This window comes from Caldovatus aquaticus (assembly GCF_019458025.1).
Lineage (GTDB): Bacteria > Pseudomonadota > Alphaproteobacteria > Acetobacterales > Acetobacteraceae > Caldovatus > Caldovatus aquaticus.
This window is the reverse complement of sequence record NZ_JAHZUY010000024.1, coordinates 1-20814: the sequence shown is the minus strand read 5'-3', so window position 1 is coordinate 20814 and position 20814 is coordinate 1. Positions and strand designations below refer to the sequence as shown.

The following is a 20814-nucleotide window of genomic DNA, read 5'->3' as shown; positions in this document are numbered from 1 at the left end:
CCCGCAATCCTGCCGCAACAAGCGGGCCCTGGGCGTGCGGCGGCCCCGGCCGCATCGGGCACCATCGGAGGGTCGGAGGAGCCCGCTCCGATGCACCCCGCCATTCACGGCTCTGGCTCCGTCCACCCGGCCGCCGGCTCCGGCCGGGGCCTCCGCGCGGCCCGTGAGGGCCCTGCGCCCTCAGGCGCCCCGGCGGCGCCATCGTCGGCGCGCGCACAACAACGCACACACGCCCGCGCCCTCAGGTGCCCCGGCGGCGCTCGCCCGGGTGGTCCCGGAGCGGCTGCGCCCTGCCGTCCGGAAAGCGCGCTATCGGCCGGAGACGCGCTCCATGCGCGGCGGAGAGTCCGGCCGTGCGGCGCGGCGCTGGACGACGCACCGCCGGCGGCGACGCCGCGATGGCGCGCCCGCAGCGCCCGCGACTCAGGTCGGATCGAACAGCGCCGCCTTCGTCGCCAGGGCGGCGAGCGCCGCAGCGACGATCGCGCCTGCCGGCCCGGTCCGGACGATACGGTCGGCCACGGCATAGGCCAAGGCTGCGGCGATCAGCGCCCAGGCCGCCGCTTCGGTCAGTTCCAGCCCGGTCATGGGCCTTTCCTTGCGATCAAATGAACTTCTTTTAAGATAAGCGGGGCGCTGCCGAATGTCGAGAGAAGGATGCTGCCGGGGGCGTGGCCGGGAAAGGCACCCGGAACCCGCCCCCATCCCCCTCAGCCGGAGCGCGCGAGCGGCCGCAGCGCCCGGCCGGCGGCATCGAAATTGGCGTCGTCCAGCCAGGCCAGCAGCGCCTCGCGCCGGGCCGGCCATTCCTCCGCCAGGATCGAGAACATCGCGGTGTCCCGGCGCCGGCCCTTGACGACCATGTGCGCGCGCAGCGTGCCCTCGTAGACGAAGCCCAGCCGGTCCGCCGCCCGCCGCGACGGGGCGTTCAACGCGTTGCACTTCCAGACCAGGCGCCGGTAGCCGAGGTCGTCCATGGCATGGCGCATCAGCAGGAACATCGCCTCGGTCGCCGCGCGGGTGCGCTGGAGCCGGGGCGAGAACCAGATGTTGCCGATCTCGATCGCCGCATGGGCGGGCTGGATGTCCATCAGGGTGAGCCAGCCGTCGGCGGTGCCGGTCGCGTGCGGGCGGACCGCCCAGGCCATCGGGTCGTGCTGGGCGGAGAAGGCGGCGATGTGGGCGCGAAGCGCGGGCTTGGCCGGGAACGGGCCGTAGGCCAGGTAGGTCCAGGTCGCATCGGCCCCTTGCGCGGCCTCCCAGAGCTCGTCGAGGTGGGCGAGGCCGAGAGGCTCGAGCGTCACGCTCGCGCCGCGGTGCGGGACGCGGGCCGGCAGCGGACGCGGGGTGGGGTCCACGGCTTCGCCGCAGGGGAAGGCGGGGGCGGTCGTCATGGTGGGGCCGGACTCCGAAACGCGGGCCCGCCACGATGGCCCGCGGCGGTCGCGGATGCCAAGGCGGGACGGCGGCGGCCCCGGCGCCCGGCAGGGGCGAGGCACGTCCCGGCCGCCCGGTGTCGCGCTGCGGCGCGCATGCGCCCGGATCGGGGCTCCGACGCCAACTCGGCGGTTGCGTCGCCCGGCACACCGCAGCATATGCCGCCGCATGACGAGCCCTGCCGCCCTCGCCGCCCTCGCCGCCCGCGCCGACGCCGCCAGGCCCGCCTCCGCCCCGGCCGCCCTGTTCCGCGAGCGGGTGCTGACGGTCCATCACTGGACCGACACCCTGTTCTCCTTCACCTGCACCCGCGATCCGGGCTTCCGGTTCCAGGCCGGCCAGTTCGCCATGATCGGCCTGATGGTCGAGGGCAAGCCGCTGCTCCGCGCCTATTCCATGGTCAGCGCGCCCTACGAGGAGCATCTCGAATTCCTCTCGATCAAGGTGCCGGACGGGCCGCTCACCTCGCGCCTGCAGCACATCCGGCCGGGCGACGAGGTGCTGGTAGGGCGCAAGGCCACCGGCACGCTGATCCTGGACAACCTGCTGCCGGGCCGGACGCTCTGGCTGCTCGGCACCGGCACCGGCCTCGCCCCCTTCATGAGCCTGGTGAAGGACCCGGAGACCTACGACCGGTTCGAGCGCGTGGTGCTGACCCACACCGTGCGCGAGGTGGCCGAGCTCGCCTACCGCGACTACCTGACGCGCGACCTGCCGCAGCACGAATTCCTCGGCGAGATGGTGCGGGCGAAGCTGATCTACTACCCGTCCGTGACGCGCGAGGCCTTCCACACCCAGGGCCGGATCACCGACCTGATCCGCTCCGGCAAGCTGTTCGCCGACCTTGGCCTGCCGCCCTTCGGCCCCGAGGAGGACCGGGTGATGATCTGCGGCAGCCCGGCGCTGCTGGCCGATGCCCGCGAGCTGCTCGAGGCGCGGAGCTTCGTCGAGGGCTCGGGCAACGCGCCGGGCCATTACGTGATCGAGCGCGCCTTCGTCGAGAAGTAGGCCCCGCCACCCGGCGCCGCGTCCCCCGGCCTGGCGCGGGCCGGGGGCTCGGGCGCCGCGGGCTGCGCGCGGCGCGCGCAGGGCCCTTCCCCCGGCGCCCCGGCGGGTGCCGGGCATGTTGTGTTTTGACGCGATCTCCGATAGGGCAACTACCGTTGCCAATCGTCCGGCCGCGACGGCGCAAGGGCGCCGGCGCGCCGGTGGAGGGACGTCGGACCATGGCGAAGAAAGAGACGGTTGCCAGGCGCCGCGGGCTGCTCAAGGCCGCCGCGGTCGGGGCGGTCGGCGCGGCGGTGCTGGCGAAGCCGAATGTCAGCCGCGCCCAGACGGTGACGCTGCGCTTCCAGTCCACCTGGCCGCAGCGCGACATCTTCCACGAATACGCCCAGGACTACGCCGAGCGGGTGAACCGGCTGGCCGGCGGCCGCCTGCGGCTGGAGCTGCTGGCGGCAGGCGCGGTGGTCGGCGCCTTCCAGCTCATTGACGCGGTCTCGGCCGGCACGCTGGACGGCGGGCACGGCGTCTCCGCCTACTGGTTCGGCAAGAACAAGGCGTTCAGCCTGTTCGGCACGCAGCCGCCCTGGATCGCCGACGCCAATCAGCTCCTCGGCTGGTTCTACTACGGCGGCGGCGAGGCGCTGTACAAGGAGCTGGTCAACGACGTGCTGCGGCTCAACGTCGTCGGCTTCCTGACCGGGCCGATGCCGACGCAGCCGCTGGGGTGGTTCAAGCAGCCGATCGAGCGCGTGGAGCAGCTCCGCGGCCTGAAGTTCCGCACCGTGGGCCTCGCCACCGACCTGTTCGCCGAGCTCGGCGCGGCGGTGGTGGCGCTGCCGGGCGGCGAGATCGTGCCGGCGCTCGAGCGCGGGGTGATCGACGGGGCGGAGTTCAACAACCCCTCCTCCGACCGCGTCCTCGGCTTCCCGGACGTGGCCAAGAACTACATGGTGCAGAGCTTCCACCAGCGCGGCGAGGTGTTCGAGATCCTGTTCAACAAGACGCGCTACGAGAGCCTGCCGCAGGAGCTGCAGTCGGTGCTGCGGGTGGCGGCCGAGGCGGCGTCGGCCGACATGTCGTGGAAGCTGCAGGACCGCTACACGAAGGACCTGCTCGAGATGGCGCAGCGCCAGGGCGTGCAGGTGCGCACCACGCCGCGGCCGGTGCTGGAGGCGCAGCTCCAGGCCTGGGACCGCGTGGTGCAGCGGCTGGAGGCCGACACCTCCTCGCCGACCGCGGGCCCGCTGTTCAAGAAGATCGCCGACAGCCAGCGCGAATGGGGCCGGCGCGTCGGCAGCTTCTTCCTGCGCTTCGAGGCGAGCCCCGTGCTCGCCTACAACCACTTCTTCGCCCGCCAGGGCGGCTGAGGCGGCCGTGCCGCGACGCCCGCCGGCCCCGCCCCGGCCGGCGGGCGTCGTCTGTCCGGCCCTCGGGAGGGAGCCCCGCAAGTGCAGCGCCTGCTCCTCGGCATAGACCGGTTCAGCACCGCGATCGGCAAGACCTTCGCCTGGTGCATCCTGGTGCTGACCGTCGTCGTGGTGTACGAGGTAGTCGTCCGCTACGTGTTCCGCGCCCCGACGAGCTGGGGCTACGACGTCTCCTACATGCTCTACGGCACGCTGTTCATGATGGCCGGCGCCTACACGCTGAGCCGCAACGGGCACGTGCGCGGCGACTTCCTCTACCGCATGATGCCGCCGCGCCCGCAGGCGATGCTCGACCTCCTCCTGTACTTCCTGTTCTTCTTCCCGGCGATCCTCGCCTTCATGATCTCGGGCTGGCACTACTTCCTCGACAGCTACCGCCAGAACGAGCGGACCATGTTCAGCCCGCACGGCCCGATCATCTGGCCCTTCAAGTTCCTCATCCCGCTCGTCGGCTTCCTGCTGCTGCTCCAGGGCCTCGTCGAGGTGGTGCGCTGCCTGCAGTGCATCCGCACCGGGCGGTGGCCGCAGCGGCTGCACGACGTCGAGGAGATGGAGGCGCGCATCCTCGCCGAGGCCGAGGCGGCGCGCGAGGCGGACCAGCCCGGCGCGGCGCTGGCCGAGCACGCCCGCGGCGCCACCCGCGGCCCCTCGCCGCTGCACGAGCGCGCCGGCGACCAGCAGGACGGACGGTAGGACGCCGCGATGACCGACGCCGCGCTCGGCCTGACCCAGCTCGGGCTGTTCCTGTTCTTCATCCTGCTTGGCTTCCCGATCGCCTTCACGCTGATGGCGATGGGCCTGTTCTTCGGCTACCTCGGCATGGGCGAGCGCGTCTTCGACCTGCTGGTGCAGCGCACCTACGCGGTGATGGCGAACGACGTGCTGATCTCCGTCCCGCTCTTCGTCTTCATGGGCTACATCATCGAGCGGGCGAACATCCTCGACCGGCTGTTCCGCTCGCTGCAGATGGCGAGCGGCAACATCCCGGGCAGCCTCGCCGTCGCCACCCTCGCCACCTGCGCCCTGTTCGCGACCGCCACCGGGATCGTCGGCGCGGTGGTGACGCTGATGGGGCTGCTCGCCTTCCCGGCGATGCTGCGCGCGGGCTACGACGTCCGTCTCGCCGCCGGCGTGACCTGCGCGGGCGGCTGCCTCGGCATCCTGATCCCGCCCTCGGTCATGCTGATCCTCTACGGCGCGACCGCCGGCGTGTCGGTGGTGCAGCTCTACGCCGCGGCCTTCATCCCCGGCCTGATGCTCGCCGGCCTCTACATCGCCTACGCGATCGGGGTGGCGGTGGTGTACCCCTCCAAGGCGCCGCGGCTGCCGCCCGAGGAGGTGAGCGTCCCCTTCGCGCGCATCCTGCTCGCGCTCCTCACCTCCTTCTTCCCGCTGGCTCTGCTGATCGCGGCCGTGCTCGGCGCGATCCTCCTCGGCCTCGCCACGCCCTCGGAGGCGGCGGCGATGGGCTCGCTCGGCTCGATCGTGCTGGCCCTCGCCTACCGCGCCTTCTCCTGGGAGAAGCTCAAGGAGAGCGTGTTCCTCACCGCCCGCACCAGCGCGATGGTGTGCTGGCTGTTCGTCGGCTCCTTCATCTTCTCCTCGGTCTTCGGCTACCTCGGCGGACAGCAGCTCGTGGAGGAGTTCGTCAAGTCCCTGCCGCTCAACCAGTTCACCTTCATGCTGCTGGCGCAGGCGATCATCTTCGTGCTCGGCTGGCCGCTGGAGTGGACGGAGATCATCGTGATCTTCGTGCCGATCTTCCTGCCCCTGCTCGACGACTTCAACGTCTCGCCCCTGTTCTTCGGCATCCTGATCGCGCTGAACCTGCAGACGAGCTTCCTCAGCCCGCCGGTCGCGATGGCGACCTTCTACCTCAAGGGCGTGGCCCCGCGGCACGTGCGGCTCGAGGACATCTTCGCCGGCGTGATGCCCTTCATCTACATCGTCATCTTCTGCATGCTCATGGTCTATTTCTTCCCCGGCCTCGTCACCTGGCTGCCGGACCAGCTCTACGGCTACACGCCGCCGAGCGAGGGGGCCCCGCCGTCGGGCCTCGACGCCCCGCCGCAGGGCGGCTTCCAGGAGGACGAGGCGGTGCGCCTGCCGTCGCTGAACTAGCCCCGGCCGGTCGCGGGAGCGGAGCCGTCATGCCGGACCGGCGCGCCCGGGCGCCCGCCGCGCCCTTCCAGCCGAGCGCCAGGGCGGCGGCGGGGTGGATCGCCGAGGCGCTGGTGACCGGAAACCCGCTCGCGCCCCTGCCCGAAGACCTCGCCCCCCGCACGACGGCCGAGGGGGAGTGCGTGGCGCTCGCCGTTCTGGAGGAGGCAGGGCTGGTGGCCTGCGGCGTGCGCGTCGCGCCCGGGCCAGCGGGCGGGCCGCCGGTCGCGGGGCCGGTGATCGAATCCCGCCTGCTGCGGGACGGGGCGACGATCGCGCTGTCGGCGCTGCGCCACCCCGCCGTCTCCGCGGCGGTGGTCGGGGTGCTCGGACGTGCGCTGCCGCCCGGCGAGGAGGAGCAGGAGCCGTCCGTCTTCTCCGCCCTGCACCCGGCGGTGGACATCGCCGCCAGCCGGTTCCGCGACCCGCCGCAGACCCCGGCGCTGCAGGCGGCGGATCTCGGCGGGCTCGGCCTTCTGGTGGTCGGGCGCGGCGTCGCCCCCGCAGCCGCCGGACCGGTGCCGGTCAGGCTGGGCCCGGCCGGCGCGCGACGGCGGAGAGGCGAGGCCCCGGTCCCCTTGGACCTGCTCGCGGCGCTCGCGCCGGCGGTGGCGGCGGCGCGGCGGCTGGGCGGACTGCCGGCCGGCGCGGTGCTGGTGGCCGCCGGCCTCGCGGCGCCGGCGATCCGGCCCTCGCCGGAGGGCGTGCTGCGCGCGGACTTCGGGCCGCTCGGCCGGGTGCAGGCGCGGTTCACGGCAGGCTGACACCGCCCCGCGGCGTGGCCCCCCGCCCCCCCGCCGGCAGGCGGCAGCGGCGGGCCCGTCAGCCGGCTTGCCCTGCCCCGCCGCCCGCGAACAGGAATTCGGCCAGGGCGACCAGCGCTGCGGCCGCGCCGAGCGCGAGGGCGGTGAGGCCTGCGCGCTCGGCGTGCCAGAACAGGCGCTCGCGCAGCACCTGCGCCAGCAGCATCTGGATCTGGGCGCGCGGCATGCGGCGCAGGGGAGCCGCGCCGGTTCCGGCGAGCAGCGTCCAGAGCTCGGTCCGCCGCATGTCGCGCCGCGGCGCGGTCCAGCCGCCGACGGCAAGGGCGAGGCAGACCAGGGCGGAGAGCTGTCCGCCCGCGCGCAGGCTCAGCAGCAGGTCGAAGGACAGGGCGAGCATGACGACGCAGACGCCGAGGCCGGCGAAGCCGAGGGCGCGCCGGATCGTCATGTCGGCCAGGGCGCGGATCTCATCCATCGGACCCCCGCGGCACAGCCCGCCGGCCGCCCGCTCCGGGGCCGGCTCCTCCATCCAGGGCCGATGTTGCCGCGAACGCGCGGGCAATGCGAGGGTTGGATGCGGGCGAGGCAGGCTGCCGGCCGCGGCCCGAAGCCCGCCCTCAGGCCCGGGCCAGCACGCCGAGCGCGGTGAGCGCCGAGGCGCCGGCCAGCCAGATCCGGAGGGCCGCCTCCCCGGAGACACCCAGGCGTTCCGCGAGGGCGGCGGGCACGGCGGAGAGCAGCAGCGTGCCCGTCGCGACGATGAGGCTCGCCCCGTAGAGCACGATTTCCGGCGTGGCGGGAACGATCGCCGGCAGCCAGAGGGGATGGAGGACGAAGGCGAGGCCCAGCGCCGGGCTCACCAGCCCGTTCGCGAGGCTCGCCGCCACGGTGAGGGTGAAGAGCGTCTGCGGCGTCATGCTGGCATCCGGGACGGCCTGTCCGGACCGGCGCTCAGCCGGCGGCCGAGGCGGCGGAGCCGAGGCGCGGCGCCCAGCCCGCGGCCAGCATCGCCAGGCCGAACAGGAGACGGATCACCCAGATCCAGAACGCCGCCACCAGAGGCAGGAATGCCGCCGCCACGTAGCGCGGCACGAGCAGCCGGGCGAGCGCGAGGGCCCAGTCCGTCAGCCGCCGGAAGGCGCGCCAGATGTAGTTCGGGCTGTCGGGCGGCACGGCCCATTGCAGGGCGAACCGCCCGAGGCAGGTCCAGCCGACCACGGCCAGGCCGTAATTCACCACCCAGAAGGGCAGGTAGCCGAAGAGGAAATGGGTGCCGTCCATGGACCCGGCCAGGATGCGGGGGCGGCCGCGTCTCCGCAACCGCCCCCGTGCCGTTCGCGCCCCGGGCCGGCGCGCCGTCCTACTCCGGCGCGTGCTCGCCCTCGATCATGCGCACGGCCCCGCGCGGCGTGCGGATCGAGTCGATGAAGTCCTGCATCGCCTGCGAGGGCGCCGGGGTCAGCAGGCTGACGATCCAGGTGGTGAGGAAGGCCGCCGGGATGCCGAACAGGCCGCAGGAGATGTTGCGCACCCCGAACCAGAGCGGCATTCCGAAATACTGCGTGCCGATCAGGTAGTAGAGGCAGACGCCGTAGCCGACGATCATGCCGGCGATCGCGCCCGCCGTGGTGGTGCGCTTCCACCACACCCCCATCACCAGCGCCGGGAACAGGCCCGAAGCAGCGATGGAGAAGGCCCAGGCGACCATCGCCAGGATGCCGGCCGGGCGCGTGCTGGCGACGTAGGCGGCCACCACCGCCACGCCGATCAGCAGGATGCGGGCGACGATCAGGCGCCGCTTCGCGTTCGCGTTCGGGTCCACCATCCGGTAGTAGATGTCGTGGCTGAGCGCGTTGGCGATGGCGAGCAGCAGCCCGTCGGCGGTGGAGAGCGCCGCGGCGAGGCCGCCGGCGGCGACGAGGCCGGCGATCACGTAGGGCAGGCCCGCGATCTCCGGCGTCGCGAGGACGATGGCGTCCTGGTTGATGCTGAACTCGCGGAACTGCAGGATGCCGTCGCCATTGGCGTCCCGCACCGTGACCAGGCCGACCTCGCCCCAGAGGCGCACCCAGGCGGGCAGGTCGGCGATCGCGGTGCCGATGACGTTCTGGTACACCTCCAGCTTGGCGAAGGCGGCGTAGGCGGGGGCGGTGAAGTAGAGCAGGAAGATGAAGAACAGGCTCCAGGCCACGCTCTGCCGCGCCTCGCGCACGCTCGGCGTGGTGAAGTAGCGCATCAGGATGTGCGGCAGCGAGGCGGTGCCGACCATCAGGCAGAAGATCAGCCCGAAGAAGTTGAGCGGATCGTAGGTCTGGAACGGCTGGACGTGCGAGGGCGCGCCGGCCAGCGCCTCCTTCGTCGTGCGCAGCGCCTCGATCTGCTCCAGCACCTGGCCGTACATGATCTGCGGGATCGGCACCCCGGTGACCTGGGTCGAGAGCAGCACCACCGGCACCAGGTAGGCGATGATCAGGATGATGTACTGCGCGACCTGGGTCCAGGTGACCGCCCGCATGCCGCCCAGCATCGAGCAGAGGAGGATGCCGGCGAGGCCGACGAACACCGCCAGCTCGAACGACATGCCGAGGAAGCGCGAGGCGATGATGCCGGTGCCGTACACCTGCGCCACCACGTAGGTGAAGGAGGCGCTCATCAGCACGATCACGCCGACGAAGCGCGCGAAGTTGCCGCCGTAGCGCGCGCCGAGGAAGTCCGGCACCGTGTAGGCGCCGAACTTGCGCAGGTAGGGCGCGAGCAGGATCGCCACCAGCACGTAGCCGCCGGTCCAGCCGAGGACGAAGGCGAGGCCGTCATAGCCGAGCAGGTAGAGCGTGCCGGCCATGCCGATGAAGGAGGCCGCCGACATCCAGTCCGAGCCGGTGGCCATGCCGTTGTAGATGGCCGGGACGCGCCGCCCGGCGACGTAGTACTCCGAGAGCTGGGCCGTGCGCGAGATGATGCCGATCAGCGCATAGACGCCGATCGTGAGGAAGACGAACAGGTAGCCGATGATCTTGTTCGGCACGCCGAGCTGCTCGAGCAGGGCGAGGAGCAGCACGAAGCCGATGAAGCCGCCGGTGTAGATGGCGTACACGCGGCCGAGATTGGCGAGGAAGTCGCTGCGCCCCGGCGCAGTCTTGGAGGCATCGGACATGGATCAGTCCTCCGACACGCCGAATTCCTCGTCGATGCGGTTCTGTCGCGCCGCGAACCAGAACAGCATGACAACGTAGATGATCAGGCTGCCCTGCGCCGCCATGTAGAAGCCCAGCGGGAAGCCGAACACCTTGATCTGGTTGAGAGCGGGGGCGAAGGCGTGGATCACGAAGCTCGCCACGAACCAGATCACGAGCATCGTCCACATCAGCCCGGAGGTCTTGCGCCAGTAGGCCTCTCTGACGGCAGGATCCACGGCCGGCCCCGCCGCGGCCTGCGGCGCGGCGCCACGTTCGACTGCTGGCATACGTTCTCTCCCTACTGCCTCGGCCTCCCCCGGGCCTGGGCTTGATTCGGCGCCGCCGCGGCCGCGCCGCATCGCGGCAAGGCCAGCGGAATCGCCCGCTCAAGGCGCTATCATGCTGCGCGGCAGGTGCGCAATAAGATTGCGAGTCTCGCAGGAGCCCCCGTGTCCCTCGCCTTCCCCTGGCTGCCGGGGCGCCGCCGCGCCTCGGCCGACCCCGCGGCCTTCGCCGGCTTCCTCGCCCGCCAGGGTGCCTATGTCGCGCAGAAGACGGTGTTCGACTATTGCCGGGTGAAGGCCGGGCGGCAGGAGCGCGCGCTGTTCGCCGATCCGGCCTTCCTGGCCGCGCTGCATCATTGCCGCTGGCAGACCTTCCACTGGACGATGCTCGACATGGCCGCCATGGCCGAGTCGTGGCTGCGCCCGCATGTGCCGCGCGGCGCGGAGCCGGCGCTCGCCGCGGCGCTCGTCCCCCTGCATGCGCGCGCCCTCTCCCTCGCCGGGCCGCCGCCCGAGGAGGAGCGCGCGGCGGCGGAAGCGGCGCGCCAGGCCCTGCCCGGGCATCTGGCGGCGCTGCAGCTCGCCCCGCCGCAGCCGGCGAATCGCCTCCGCCTGCTCGCCGAGGCGCCGCTGCTCGCCACCCTGCCCATCCATCCGGACCGGCGCCGGGGCGAGACGCCGGCGATCAAGGGGGCGTTGCGGTTCCTCGTCGTCAGCGCCCAGCAGGAGATGGAGCGGCGCTTCGCGCCCGGTCCGCTGGCCGCGGCGCTGCTGCACGACCGGCCGCCCTGAGCCGCCCCGGCCCGGGAGGCGCGCCGCGGTCGCGGCGCCGCTCAGAGGTCGAGGATCCGCCGCGGGTCCGCCCGCCCGAGCAGCAGGTCGCGCAGCGCCAGCAGGTTGCCGCGGAACCGCCCGAGGCGGTCCACCTCCGGCTCCGGCGCGAGCGAACGCAGCGCGTTGATCGCGCAGTGCCGGAGCGCGCTCGGGACGGCATGGCTCCAGGGGAAGCTCCCCTTGCGCGCGAGGTAGATCGGATTCGCCACCTGGCTGTAGCCGAGCCGGAGGCCCGGCGTGCGCGCGGCCTTGACGCCGAGATGCACGCCGCGCGCGCCGGCGAGCCGCAGGATCGCCCCCCCGCTCGCGGCGGCGAGGCGGCGCGTGAAGTCGATGTCCTCGTACCAGGCGTAGAGCGGCAGCGCCTCGTCGAAGCGGAGGCCGTGCGCGCGCACCGGCGCGAGGCGCACCGCCATGTTGCAGCCGTAGCCGTTGAAGTGCGGCGCAGCGGCGAGCGGGTCCGGGGCGCCGGGATCGCGCGCGAGGAGGGCACGGCCCTCCGCGACCGCGATGCCCGGCCCCTTGGCGCCGTCGGCGATCACCGTGCCGGTGGCGACGACGCAGTCGGGCCGCGCCCGCAGCACCGCCTCCAGCACGGCGAGGTAGTCGGGCGCGGGCAGGAAGTCGTCGTCGAGGAACAGCAGCACGTCGCAGTCCGGCCCCGCCGCGTCGAGGATGGCGTTGCGCTGGCGCGGCAGCCCGGCCTCGGCGCGCAGGAAGGCGACGCCCGGATGCGCCTCGGGCAAGGCGGCGACGTCCTCCGGGCCGACATGGCAGACCAGCACGCGCTCCGGCGCGCGGCGCTGGCGGGCGAGCTCGGCGAGCGTCTCGGCGAGGATCGCCGCGCGGCCGCGCGTGGCGATGCCGACGGCGATGCGGAGGCGGCTCATGCGCCCCTCTCCCGCGGGGCCGGTTCGAGCGGCGCGAGGCGGCGCCCGGCCGCCGCCTCGCCGCCCGCGAGCAGGCCGCGCAGGCGCCCGCGCAGCGTCGCGGCGTAGTAGGCGAGCTCCAGCCGGCGCAGCCGCAGCGCCGCGAGCGCCATGCCGCCGAGCGGCCGCACCAGGAAGCGCAGCCACACCGCGGCCGAGGGCGCATGGCGGCGCAGCACCAGGCCGAAGCCTGCGCCGTAGAGCGCGGCACGCTCCACCGCCACCGGCGTCAGCCGCTTGTCCGGATGGACGACGCGCTGCCCGAGGTCGTAGCGCGCGGCGTGGCCGGCGCGGATCGCGCGCGCCACCAAGTCGTTGCCCTCGCCCGAGCCGAAGCGGGTCCCCGGGCCGAGCCGCTCGTCGAAGCCGCCGAGGGCGAGGGCGAGGTCGCGGCGCAGGAACAGGTTGAACTCGATCACGCTGGTCCAGAGGTTGTCGAGCGTGATCGGCCCGCCCTCCTCCCGCCAGCGTCCCGAGCCGAGGCCACCCGCCGGCGACTCCGCCGGTCCGGTCAGCACCGCGAGCGCGGGATCGGCGCGGAACGCGGCGTCCACGCGGTCGAGCAGCCCGGGCGGGTAGAGGCAGTCGTCGTCGGGGAAGCCGACGATCTCGCCGCGCGCGGCGCGCAGACCGAGATTGCGCGCGTGGCAGGCGTGGCCGCGCGCCGAGCGCAGCCAGAGGAGCGGCAGGCGGCCGGAGACGCGCGCGATCACCGGCGCGAGGCGATCGTCGCCGTTCTGGTCCACGACGATCGCCTCGGCGTCGGCCCGCCCCTGGGCGAGCAGGGAGTCGAGGAACTGCGCCAGTTCCTCCACCCGCCCGCGCGTGGCGACGATCAGCGAGAACCTCACGGCCCGCCCCCCGCGAGGTGGCGGGCGACGAGCGCGGTGATCTCCTCCCGGAAGCGCTCGGCGCCGAAGCGCTCGGCGTTGCGCCGGCAGGCCTCCGGGGTGATGGCGGGCGCGAGCGCGTCGAAGCGGGCGAGCGCCGCGACGATCGCCTCCGCGGTCTGCTCGGCGAACAGCAGGCCGGTGGGCGCGGGATCAGGCGGGATGCGCACGATGTCGCGCGCCCCGCCGCGGCCGTAGGCGATCACCGGCGTGCCGCAGGCCTGGGCCTCGACCAGGGCGATGCCGAAATCCTCCTCGGCGGCGTGCAGGAAGGCGCGCGCGGTCTGCATCAGCCGCACCAGCTCCGCCCGGCCGACGCGGCCGCGCAGCTCGATGTTCGGGGCGTCGCCCGCGGCGGCGCGCACCGCCGCCTCGCCGGGGCCGTCGCCGACGACGATCAGGTGGCGCTCCGGCATGCGCCGGAACGCCTCGGCGACCAGCTCGACGCGCTTGTAGGGGACCAGGCGCGAGGCAACGAGGAAGTGCCCGCTCTTCTCGCGCTGCAGCGGGAAGGCCGCGACGTCGACCGGCGGGTGGATCACCACCGCGTCGCGCCGCCAGGCCTTGCGGATGCGCTCGGCGATGTAGGTGGAGTTGGCCACCAGCACGTCGGGGCCGGCGGCGCTCGCGCGGTCCCAGGCGCGCAGGCGGTGCAGCAGCCAGCGGGTGAAGGCGCCGCGCAGCCCGCGCTCGAGGCCCGCCTGGCGCAGATACTGGTGCTGCAGGTCCCAGGCGTAGCGCATCGGCGAGTGGACGTAGGAGACGTGCAGCTGCCCCGGCCCGGTCAGCACGCCCTTCGCCACCGCATGCGAGGAGGAGAGCACCAGGTCGTAGCCCGCGAGGTCGAGCTGCTCGATGGCGAGCGGCATCAGGCCGAGATACCAGCGGAAGCGCGTGCGCGCGAAGGGCAGGCGCTGGATGAAGGTGGTGCGCGGCGTGCGGCCGCCGAGGAATCCGCGCTCGGCCTCCGGCAGGAAGTCGCAGACGGCGAAGAGGTCCGCCTGCGGCCAGCAGTGCAGGAGCTGCTCCACCACCCGCTCCGACCCGGCGTAGGTCTCGAGCCACTCGTGCACGATCGCGACCCTCATCGCGGGGCGGCGTCCCCGGGGGCGAGCAGGCGCAGCAGGCTCTCCGCGGCGCGGCGCCAGGTGTAGGAGCGGGCCCGGGCGAGCCCGCGCGCGGCAAGCGCCGCGGCGAGGCCCGGCTCGTCCAGCAGGCGGGCGAGCGCGGCCGCGAGGCTTGACGGATCGGCCGCGTCGAACCACAGCGCGGCGTCGCCGCAGACCTCCGGCAGCGCGCCGGAACGGGCGGCGAGCACCGGGCAGCCGCACCGCATCGCCTCGAGGGGCGGCAGGCCGAAGCCCTCGTAGCGCGAGGGGAAGACGAGGCAGAGCGCGTTCTCGTAGAGCGCGCGCAGCTCGGCGTCGCCGACGCGGCCGAGCGCGACCGCTCCTTCCCCCGCGGCGTCCGCGGCCGGGCGGAACACGGCCGGATCGGCCGCGCCGACGGCGGCAAGCGCGAGGCCGCGCGCGGCGAGCAGCGCCGCCGCGCCGCGCAGCGCCGCGAGGTTCTTGTGCGCCGCGCGGTTGCCGACCGCGAGCACGTAGCGTCGCGGCGCGAGGCCGTGGCGCGCGAGCACGCCGGTATCGGCCGCCGCGCGCAGGATGTGCTCGGCCCCTTCCGGGATCACCCCGATCCGCGCCGGATCGAGGCCGAGCCGCGCCGCGATCCGCCCGCGCGCGAACTCGGAGACCGTGACGATCCGCGCGCCGGTGCGCGCGAGCGCGCGGTGCAGCGCCCGGTACCAGGCGCGGAAGGGCAGCGCGTACGATTCCGGGGTGTCGAAGGCGCCGGCGTCGTGGATCACCACCGCCTGGCGGCGGCCCGCAAGCAGCGGCGCCGTGTTGCCGAGATTGAGCAGGAAGGCGCCGCGCGCCGCGCGCGGCAGCTCGAGCTGCTCCCAGCCCTGCCCGCCGAGGCGCCCGACCTCCGCCACCGCGAGGTGACGGAGCGGCGGTGGCGCGGCGCCGCGCGGCGTCAGCAGGCGCGTCGGCGGCCACGCCCCCTCCCCGGCCAGCGTGTCCATGGCCGCGGTCAGCTCGGTGGCGAAGCGCTGCACGCCGCTGAAGGGCTGGGTCGTGAAGCGGCCGTTGAGGGCAAGCCCGGTCACGACACGCCCCCAGGGCGCAGCAGGCCGCGCGGCGCGCGCAGGGCGGCGCGCTCGGCCGGCGCGAGGCACCGCCAGGCCAGCGCCGCGAAACCCGCGAGCACCGCCCCCGCCGCCGCCACCGGCGCCGCGACGCCCGGCGCTCCCTCGGCCAGCGCCGCGACCGCCGCGAGGCCGGCGCCGCCCCAGGCCAGGCCGGGGAGGAGGCCGCGCGCCGCCGCCGCCGCCGGCGGATAGAGCCGCGCCGCGAGCCACAGCCGCCCGGCGCACTCCACCGCCGCGCGCGCGCTCCACGCCAGCGCCATGCCCTCGATGCCGCAGCCCGCGAACAGCAGCAGCGCGCCGGCCGGCAGATAGACCGCCGCCTGCGCCAGCGCGAAGCGCGCCGCCGCGTCCGGCCGGCCGATCGCGTCGAGCAGGCTGCCCGGCGCGAAGCCGACACAGGAGAACAGGATGCCGACGCCGAGGATGCGCAGCACCGTCGCCCCGCCCGCGGCGAACTCCGCGCCGAGCCAGAGGCGCAGGATCGTCTCGGCGAAGGCCACCAGCGCGAGCGAGGCCGGCAGCACCAGCGCGGCGATCAGCAGCGCGCCGCGGCGCAGCAGCGCGGCGGTCTCCTCGGGCCTGGCGCGGAAGCCCGCGGCGAGCGCCGGCAGCAGCGCCTGCGCCACCGCCACCGGCAGGATCCACATCCGCATCACGAGATCGAGCGGCGTCGCGTAGTAGGCGACCGCCGCGAGCGAGAGCAGCGCGCCGATCAGGAACCGGTCGGCCTGCAGCAGCGCCTGGGTGAGCGCGCCGGAGACGCTCATCCACCCGCCCAGCCGCAGCAGCGGCAGCGCCGCGGCAAGGCGCGGCCGGACGCGCGCGAGCCCCGGCAGCAGCCGCCATGCCAGCCAGGCATAGGAGAGCGTGTTGGCGAGCCGGCAGGCGACCAGCGCCAGCATCACGGCGACGAGCGAATCCCAGGCGAGCAGCGCGAGCAGCGGCCCCAGATAGTAGAAGACGGCGACCGGGATGCTGGCCAGGTTGGCGGCGCGGAAGCGCTGGTGCGCCGCGAGCACGCCCCACAGCGCCGCGTTCACCACCACCAGCGGCGCCGCCAGCAGCAGCACGCGGAAGGCGCGCACCGCCTCCTCCTGCAGGGCGGGCGGGACGTTCAGCACCCGTCCGACCAGCGCCGGCATCGCCCACCACAGCAGCGCCGCGCCGGCGGCACCGATCGCGGCGAGGACGAGGACCGCTGCCGCCACCAGCTCCGCCTCGCCCTCGCGCGATCCGCCGGAGCCGAGGCGCTCCGCCAGCGCGCGGGTCAGCGCGGGGCCGAGGCCGAGGTCGAACAGGCCGAATACCCCGACCAGGCCGAGCGCCAGGGTGAACAGCCCCCAGCGGTCGAGGCCGAGCTGGCCGAGCAGGAGCGGCGTGAGGAGCAGGGCGAGCAGCAGCGGCAGCCCGCGCCCGGCGGCGTTCCACGCCGTGCCGGTGAGCAGGCGGCGCCCGCTCGGGACGCGCGTATCCGCCGGGGTTTCGTTCATCACGGGGCGCGCAGCGAAGCAGCCGCGCGGCGCGGCCGCAAGCGGGCCGTCAGTAGGCCCCGCGCCGCAGCAGCACGGCGGCCGGCGTGCGCAGCAGGATGCGCAGGTCCTCGCGCAGCGAGGGGCGGGTGGCGTAGGCGACGTCGAGCGCGACGCGGTGCGCGTAGCTGGTGTCGTTGCGCCCGCTCACCTGCCAGGGCCCGGTGATGCCCGGACGCACCGACCGGTAGTGCTCCGCCGCGGCGCCGTAGCAGGCGGCGAGCTCGGCCGCGGGGACCGGGCGCGGGCCCACCAGGCTCATCTCCCCGCGCAGCACGTTGACGAGCTGCGGCAGCTCGTCGAGGCTCGAGGCGCGCAGGAAGCGGCCGATCCAGGTGATGCGCGGGTCGCGGCGCAGCTTGCGCGTCGCCTCCCACTCGGCGCGCGCCTCCGGGTCGGCCTCGAGCAGCGCGGCGAGGCGCGCCTCGGCGTCCGGCACCATGGTGCGGAACTTCAGGCAGTTGAACGGCACGCCGCCCTTGCCGACGCGGCGATGGGCGAACAGCACGGGCCCGCCGTCGGCGCGGACCAGCAGCGCGATCACGGCGAGCGGCACCGCCAGCACGACGAGCAGCGCGGCGGCGCCCGCGACGTCGAGCGCGCGCTTGAGCAGCGGGCGCAGCCGGTCGCGCAGCCCCTGCGCGCCGCCGCCGCGCCGCGCCGGGAACGCGCCGGAGGCTCCGCGGCGCGGCGGCGCCAGCATGTCCTCGGCGGAGGCGCCCAGGAAGGCGAAGTGCAGAGCCGGCGCCGGGACGAGGGAGGCGGTGCCGCGCGCCGCGGCCTCCTGCCGCGAGGGCTGACTGACGTCCACGCCAGGCATGGATTGACCTCTGTACCGCAACAGCGTGTGCCTCAGGGCGCCGACGGTTCCGGCGGACGAGACACGCGGTCCGACGCGCCCGCCGGACCAACCGGCGATCCGAGGCGCACCCCCGCCTGCTCTTCCCGGGTGGCCCCGGCGGGTCGGCACCCTGCGATCGGGCGGCGACGGCAATGCGACCGGCTTTGGGCAAGATTGTGGCATCGAAACCGTGGCGGAGCGGGCCCTGCCCGCGCCCTCGGGAACCGTCCCGGGACCGCCATCGGGAGCGGTCGCTCGCTCCCCGGCGATCATCCGGCCGGTCACCGCGCCGGCCGCGCCCCGGACCGCCGGCTTGCCCGGCCGCCGCGCCCGCCGGTAGAGGGCGCGCACCGGCGCGCGACGCGCCGCGCGGAGAGGAGCGCGAGGTGGGAGACGCCGCCGCAGGGGGATATCGGATCGCGGCGCCCGCGTCCGCGCGGGAGCGGGCGCCCGCCGGCGCCATGCCGGCCGCGGCCTCGGTCGCCGCCCATGCCGCGGCGGCGCTGCTGGGAGCGGCGCTGGCGCTCGCGCTCCTGCCGCGGGAGTTCCTGCTGCCGGAGGCGGGCCGCCCCTGGATGCCGGTCGGCGACGCGGCCCAGCACATCGTCGCGCAGCGCTACTTCCTGCGCGACCCCGCCTGGCACTGGCCGCCGCTGCTCGCCCCGCATCTCGGCACCGCCGAGGGGGGCACGAACATCGCCTTCGCCGACGGCATCCCGCTGCTGGCGCTGCTGCTGAAGGCGATCGCGGCCTGGCTGCCGGCGGGCTTCCACGGCATCGGGCTGTGGTACGGGCTCGCCTTCGTGGCGCAGCCCGTCGCCGCGGTGTGGTGCCTGCGCGGCAGCGGGGAGCGGCGCCTCGTCCCGGCGCTCGGCGTGGCGCTGGCGGCGGCGAGCATGCCGGCCTGGCTGAACCGCTACGGCCACGCGGCGCTGACCGGCCATTTCTTCCTGCTGGTCGCGCTCGGCCTCTACCTGCGCCTCGCGCGGCGGCAGGGCGCGGCGCCCTGGGCCGCCGCCGCGGCGGTGGCGGTGGCGGCGCTGCTCGCGCATCCCTACCTCGCGGCGATGGTGCTGGCGCTGCTCGGCGCGGTGCCGCTGACGTGGCTGCTGCGGCGCGACGCGGCCGCGGCCGGGACGGCGCTGGCCGGCAGCGGTGCGGCAACCGCCGCGGTGCTGCTGGTGATGGCGGCGTTCGGCTATCTCGGCGCGACCGGCGAGGGCGGCTACGGACAGTTCGCGATGAACCTGCTTGCGCCGGTCTGGCCGCACCGCTCCGGCCTGCTCGCCGGCCTGGTCGCGGCCGAGGTGGACGCCACCGGGCACGGCGGCTGGGAGGGCTACAACTGGCTCGGCGCCGGCCTGCTCGGCGGGCTCGCCGCGGCGGGGCTGCTGCGGCCGCGCGCCGTCGCCGCGACGCTGCGCCGGCATGGCGGCCTCGCGCTCGTCCTGCTCGGCCTGACGCTGCTCGCGGTCTCGCACCGCGTGGGCCTCGGGCCGGCGGTGCTGCTCGACCTCGGCGCGGTCCCGGCGGTGCTGGAGCAGTTCCGCGCCTCGGGCCGGTTCTTCTGGCCTGTGGCCTACGCGCTGCTGATCGGCACGGCGGCGGTGCTGGCGCGCCACCCGCGGCGCGGGCTCGGCGCCGCGCTCGTGCTGGCGATGGGGCTCGCGCAATTCGCCGACGCGGCGCCGCTGCGCGCCGCCCTGCGCGACTGGGCGGCGACGCGGCCGGCCTGGACGCTCCATGCCCCGGCCCTGCGCGCGCTGTTCGCGCGGCATGAGCGCCTGACGCTGCTGCCCTCCTGGCCCTGCATCGCGCGCGGGGCGGAGCGCGACTACGCGCAGACGCTGGAGGCGCTGGCGCTCGCCTCGGAGACCGCGCTGCCGGTCAGCACCATGTACGTCGCGCGCTGGCGCGGCGCGCCGCCCGCCTGCCGCGATGACGAACGCGCGGCGGCGCCGCTCGCGCCCGGCGAGCTGCGCCTGATCCTGCCCGGCGCGGTGGCGCGGCTGCTGCCGCTGGTGCCGGGCGCGGCGGAGCGGTGCGTCGCGGTGGGCGAGGCGGTAGCCTGCGCCGCGCCGCCGGCGGGGCCGTAAGCGGCGCGGCGCCGCGTCAGCCGCCGCGTGGCGGCCACGCCTCGCCGGGCGGCACGGGCCGCAGCGGCACCAGGCAGAGCAGCGCCGCCCCCGCCAGCGCGCCGGAGAGCGCGAAGGTCCAGGCCGCCGGCAGCCCCTCCACCGCCGGCGCGGCGAGGGTCGGCGCGATCGCCTGGGCGATCAGCACCGGCATGGCCAGCCGGCCGAGCAGCGTCGCATAGCCGCGCGGCCCGAACAGGGCGAGCGGCACCGCGCCGCGGCTGATCGTCAGCAGCCCGTTGCTGATGCCGTAGCAGACCGCGAAGGCCGCCGCGGCGGGCGCGATCGCGAGCGGGCCGGGAGCCAGCAGCAGCGCGACGCCGAGCGGCAGCGCCAGCGCGCCGAGCCGCGCGACGGTCAGCGGATGCGCGCGCCGGGCGAAGGCGAACTCCAGCATCCGTCCGGCCACCTGGCTCGGCCCGACCAGCGACGCCACCGCCACCGCCGCGGCGAGGCCGAGGCCGATCCCCTCGAGCAGCGCGATCAGATGCACCGACATCGCCGCGCCGACCACGGCGCGCAGCGTGAAGAAGGCCCCAAGCATCAGGACGGCGCGCCGCATCCAGGCGGCGTGCGCGGCGGGGGCGGCCCGCGGCGCCTCGGCCCGCTCCGGGCGCGCGCCGTCCTCGCCCGGCGCGGGCGGCGGCGCGGCGGACGGCACGAGGGCGAGGTAGAGCGGAAGCACAAGGAGGATCTGCGCCGCCGCGTAGGCGAGGCAGGTGCCGCGCCAGCCGAGCTGCGGCAGCAGCGCGGTCGAGACCGGCCATCCCACCGTGCTGGCGAAGCCCGCGATCAGCGTCACCTGCGTGATCGGCCGCCGCGCTTCGCGCCCGTAGAGGCGCCCGAGGGTGGCGAAGGCCGCATCGTAGAGCCCCATCGCCATGCCGAGGCCGAGCACCGCCCAGCCGGCGCACCAGCCGGCGATCCCCGGCAGCAGGCCGAGCAGCGCGAGCCCGGCCGCCAGCACGAAGGAGGAGGCGACGAGCACGCCGCGCCCGCCGCGCGCCTCGATGGCGCGGCCGACGCGCGGCGCGCAGAGCCCGGCGATCAGCAGTGCCGCCGAGAAGGCGCCGACCACCGCCGTGCGGGGCGCGCCGAGTTCTTCCGCGACCGGGGCGGCGAGCACGGCGGGCAGATAGTAGGTGCAGGCCCAGGCGACGGTCTGGGCGAGGCCGAGCGCGACCGCGACGC

The 20814-nt window shown here is 75.2% G+C and carries 21 protein-coding genes; 7 read left to right on the top strand and 14 right to left on the bottom strand.

The genetic code is table 11. From position 1 onward, the window contains the following. Positions 1–423: 423 nt before the first annotated feature. Both K1J50_RS10355 and K1J50_RS10350 read right to left on the bottom strand, forming a co-directional pair. A complete protein-coding gene (locus K1J50_RS10355; protein WP_220117642.1) occupies positions 424–588 on the bottom strand; it encodes a hypothetical protein in 165 nt (54 codons plus the stop codon). A 122-nt stretch (positions 589–710) separates the two neighbouring features. Beyond that, complete coding sequence (locus K1J50_RS10350) at positions 711–1394, bottom strand: GNAT family N-acetyltransferase (protein ID WP_220117641.1); 684 nt, start codon at positions 1392–1394, stop codon at positions 711–713. Positions 1395–1605: 211 nt separating this feature from the next. Here K1J50_RS10350 and K1J50_RS10345 point away from each other — a divergent pair, with 211 nt between their 5' ends. The 5 genes from K1J50_RS10345 to K1J50_RS10325 all read left to right on the top strand — a co-directional run bounded on the left by K1J50_RS10345 (position 1606) and on the right by K1J50_RS10325 (position 6793). Continuing rightward, the gene (locus tag K1J50_RS10345; protein WP_220117640.1) at positions 1606–2445 is read left to right on the top strand and encodes a ferredoxin--NADP reductase; all 840 of its coding nucleotides are present in this window, start codon (positions 1606–1608) and stop codon (positions 2443–2445) included. Between the two features lie 218 nt (positions 2446–2663). Continuing rightward, on the top strand, positions 2664–3809 hold the full coding sequence (locus K1J50_RS10340) for a TRAP transporter substrate-binding protein (RefSeq protein WP_220117639.1): 1146 nt from the start codon (positions 2664–2666) through the stop codon (positions 3807–3809). Positions 3810–3890: 81 nt separating this feature from the next. Next, on the top strand, positions 3891–4562 hold the full coding sequence (locus K1J50_RS10335; RefSeq protein WP_220117638.1) for a TRAP transporter small permease subunit: 672 nt from the start codon (positions 3891–3893) through the stop codon (positions 4560–4562). A 9-nt stretch (positions 4563–4571) separates the two neighbouring features. Further along, positions 4572–5990: a TRAP transporter large permease gene (locus tag K1J50_RS10330; RefSeq protein WP_220117637.1), complete on the top strand. Its 1419-nt coding sequence runs from the start codon at positions 4572–4574 to the stop codon at positions 5988–5990. A 29-nt stretch (positions 5991–6019) separates the two neighbouring features. Next, a complete protein-coding gene (locus tag K1J50_RS10325; RefSeq protein ID WP_220117636.1) occupies positions 6020–6793 on the top strand; it encodes a hypothetical protein in 774 nt (257 codons plus the stop codon). A gap of 58 nt (positions 6794–6851) precedes the next feature. On the opposite strand, the gene K1J50_RS10320 is transcribed toward K1J50_RS10325, so the two are convergent. The 5 genes from K1J50_RS10320 to K1J50_RS10300 form a co-directional block, all read right to left on the bottom strand. Then, positions 6852–7268 (bottom strand): hypothetical protein, encoded by a 417-nt coding sequence (locus K1J50_RS10320; RefSeq protein WP_220117635.1) that lies wholly within the window; start codon positions 7266–7268, stop codon positions 6852–6854. Positions 7269–7410: 142 nt separating this feature from the next. After that, positions 7411–7710: a hypothetical protein gene (locus tag K1J50_RS10315; protein ID WP_220117634.1), complete on the bottom strand. Its 300-nt coding sequence runs from the start codon at positions 7708–7710 to the stop codon at positions 7411–7413. 34 nt (positions 7711–7744) lie between these two features. Continuing rightward, a complete protein-coding gene (locus tag K1J50_RS10310) occupies positions 7745–8074 on the bottom strand; it encodes a YggT family protein (protein WP_220117633.1) in 330 nt (109 codons plus the stop codon). Positions 8075–8153: 79 nt separating this feature from the next. Continuing rightward, complete coding sequence (locus K1J50_RS10305; RefSeq protein ID WP_220117632.1) at positions 8154–9947, bottom strand: sodium:solute symporter family protein; 1794 nt, start codon at positions 9945–9947, stop codon at positions 8154–8156. Between the two features lie 3 nt (positions 9948–9950). Beyond that, complete coding sequence (locus K1J50_RS10300; RefSeq protein ID WP_220117631.1) at positions 9951–10256, bottom strand: DUF4212 domain-containing protein; 306 nt, start codon at positions 10254–10256, stop codon at positions 9951–9953. A gap of 162 nt (positions 10257–10418) precedes the next feature. Here K1J50_RS10300 and K1J50_RS10295 point away from each other — a divergent pair, with 162 nt between their 5' ends. After that, positions 10419–11045 (top strand): hypothetical protein, encoded by a 627-nt coding sequence (locus K1J50_RS10295; RefSeq protein WP_220117630.1) that lies wholly within the window; start codon positions 10419–10421, stop codon positions 11043–11045. 41 nt (positions 11046–11086) lie between these two features. On the opposite strand, the gene K1J50_RS10290 is transcribed toward K1J50_RS10295, so the two are convergent. From K1J50_RS10290 to K1J50_RS10265, 6 genes are read right to left on the bottom strand one after another with little or no spacing between them, the layout of a single operon-like run. Then, positions 11087–11977 (bottom strand): glycosyltransferase, encoded by an 891-nt coding sequence (locus K1J50_RS10290; RefSeq protein ID WP_220117629.1) that lies wholly within the window; start codon positions 11975–11977, stop codon positions 11087–11089. Then, a complete protein-coding gene (locus K1J50_RS10285) occupies positions 11974–12867 on the bottom strand; it encodes a glycosyltransferase family 2 protein (RefSeq protein ID WP_220117628.1) in 894 nt (297 codons plus the stop codon). The genes K1J50_RS10290 and K1J50_RS10285 overlap by 4 nt, the downstream gene beginning before the upstream one ends. Then, positions 12864–13994 (bottom strand): glycosyltransferase, encoded by a 1131-nt coding sequence (locus K1J50_RS10280; protein WP_220117627.1) that lies wholly within the window; start codon positions 13992–13994, stop codon positions 12864–12866. The genes K1J50_RS10285 and K1J50_RS10280 overlap by 4 nt, the downstream gene beginning before the upstream one ends. Then, complete coding sequence (locus K1J50_RS10275; RefSeq protein WP_369413571.1) at positions 13991–15076, bottom strand: glycosyltransferase family 4 protein; 1086 nt, start codon at positions 15074–15076, stop codon at positions 13991–13993. Before K1J50_RS10275 ends, K1J50_RS10280 begins: the two co-directional genes overlap by 4 nt. Continuing rightward, complete coding sequence (locus tag K1J50_RS10270) at positions 15073–16608, bottom strand: oligosaccharide flippase family protein (protein ID WP_220117626.1); 1536 nt, start codon at positions 16606–16608, stop codon at positions 15073–15075. The genes K1J50_RS10275 and K1J50_RS10270 overlap by 4 nt, the downstream gene beginning before the upstream one ends. 49 nt (positions 16609–16657) lie before the next feature. Then, positions 16658–17467 (bottom strand): sugar transferase, encoded by an 810-nt coding sequence (locus K1J50_RS10265; RefSeq protein WP_304502909.1) that lies wholly within the window; start codon positions 17465–17467, stop codon positions 16658–16660. A 482-nt stretch (positions 17468–17949) separates the two neighbouring features. On the opposite strand from K1J50_RS10265, the gene K1J50_RS10260 reads away from it, so the two are divergent. After that, entirely contained in the window at positions 17950–19584 is a 1635-nt protein-coding gene (locus K1J50_RS10260) for a DUF6311 domain-containing protein (protein WP_220117625.1), read from the top strand. A gap of 16 nt (positions 19585–19600) precedes the next feature. Here K1J50_RS10260 and K1J50_RS10255 read toward each other — a convergent pair. Next, positions 19601–20814, bottom strand: a 1214-nt coding sequence (locus K1J50_RS10255; protein ID WP_220117624.1) for an MFS transporter, incomplete at its 5' end; no start/stop codon positions are given.

Bases quoted from the DNA above. Each gene is read 5' to 3' on its own strand.
- K1J50_RS10355 (WP_220117642.1), bottom strand. From the start codon at position 588: ATGACCGGGCTGGAACTGACCGAAGCGGCGGCCTGGGCGCTGATCGCC.
- K1J50_RS10350 (WP_220117641.1), bottom strand. From the start codon at position 1,394: ATGACGACCGCCCCCGCCTTCCCCTGCGGCGAAGCCGTGGACCCCACC.
- K1J50_RS10345 (WP_220117640.1), top strand. From the start codon at position 1,606: ATGACGAGCCCTGCCGCCCTCGCCGCCCTCGCCGCCCGCGCCGACGCC.
- K1J50_RS10340 (WP_220117639.1), top strand. From the start codon at position 2,664: ATGGCGAAGAAAGAGACGGTTGCCAGGCGCCGCGGGCTGCTCAAGGCC.
- K1J50_RS10330 (WP_220117637.1), top strand. From the start codon at position 4,572: ATGACCGACGCCGCGCTCGGCCTGACCCAGCTCGGGCTGTTCCTGTTC.
- K1J50_RS10325 (WP_220117636.1), top strand. From the start codon at position 6,020: ATGCCGGACCGGCGCGCCCGGGCGCCCGCCGCGCCCTTCCAGCCGAGC.
- K1J50_RS10320 (WP_220117635.1), bottom strand. From the start codon at position 7,268: ATGGATGAGATCCGCGCCCTGGCCGACATGACGATCCGGCGCGCCCTC.
- K1J50_RS10315 (WP_220117634.1), bottom strand. From the start codon at position 7,710: ATGACGCCGCAGACGCTCTTCACCCTCACCGTGGCGGCGAGCCTCGCG.
- K1J50_RS10310 (WP_220117633.1), bottom strand. From the start codon at position 8,074: ATGGACGGCACCCATTTCCTCTTCGGCTACCTGCCCTTCTGGGTGGTG.
- K1J50_RS10305 (WP_220117632.1), bottom strand. From the start codon at position 9,947: ATGTCCGATGCCTCCAAGACTGCGCCGGGGCGCAGCGACTTCCTCGCC.
- K1J50_RS10300 (WP_220117631.1), bottom strand. From the start codon at position 10,256: ATGCCAGCAGTCGAACGTGGCGCCGCGCCGCAGGCCGCGGCGGGGCCG.
- K1J50_RS10290 (WP_220117629.1), bottom strand. From the start codon at position 11,977: ATGAGCCGCCTCCGCATCGCCGTCGGCATCGCCACGCGCGGCCGCGCG.
- K1J50_RS10280 (WP_220117627.1), bottom strand. From the start codon at position 13,994: ATGAGGGTCGCGATCGTGCACGAGTGGCTCGAGACCTACGCCGGGTCG.
- K1J50_RS10270 (WP_220117626.1), bottom strand. From the start codon at position 16,608: ATGAACGAAACCCCGGCGGATACGCGCGTCCCGAGCGGGCGCCGCCTG.
- K1J50_RS10265 (WP_304502909.1), bottom strand. From the start codon at position 17,467: ATGCCTGGCGTGGACGTCAGTCAGCCCTCGCGGCAGGAGGCCGCGGCG.
- K1J50_RS10260 (WP_220117625.1), top strand. From the start codon at position 17,950: ATGCCGGCCGCGGCCTCGGTCGCCGCCCATGCCGCGGCGGCGCTGCTG.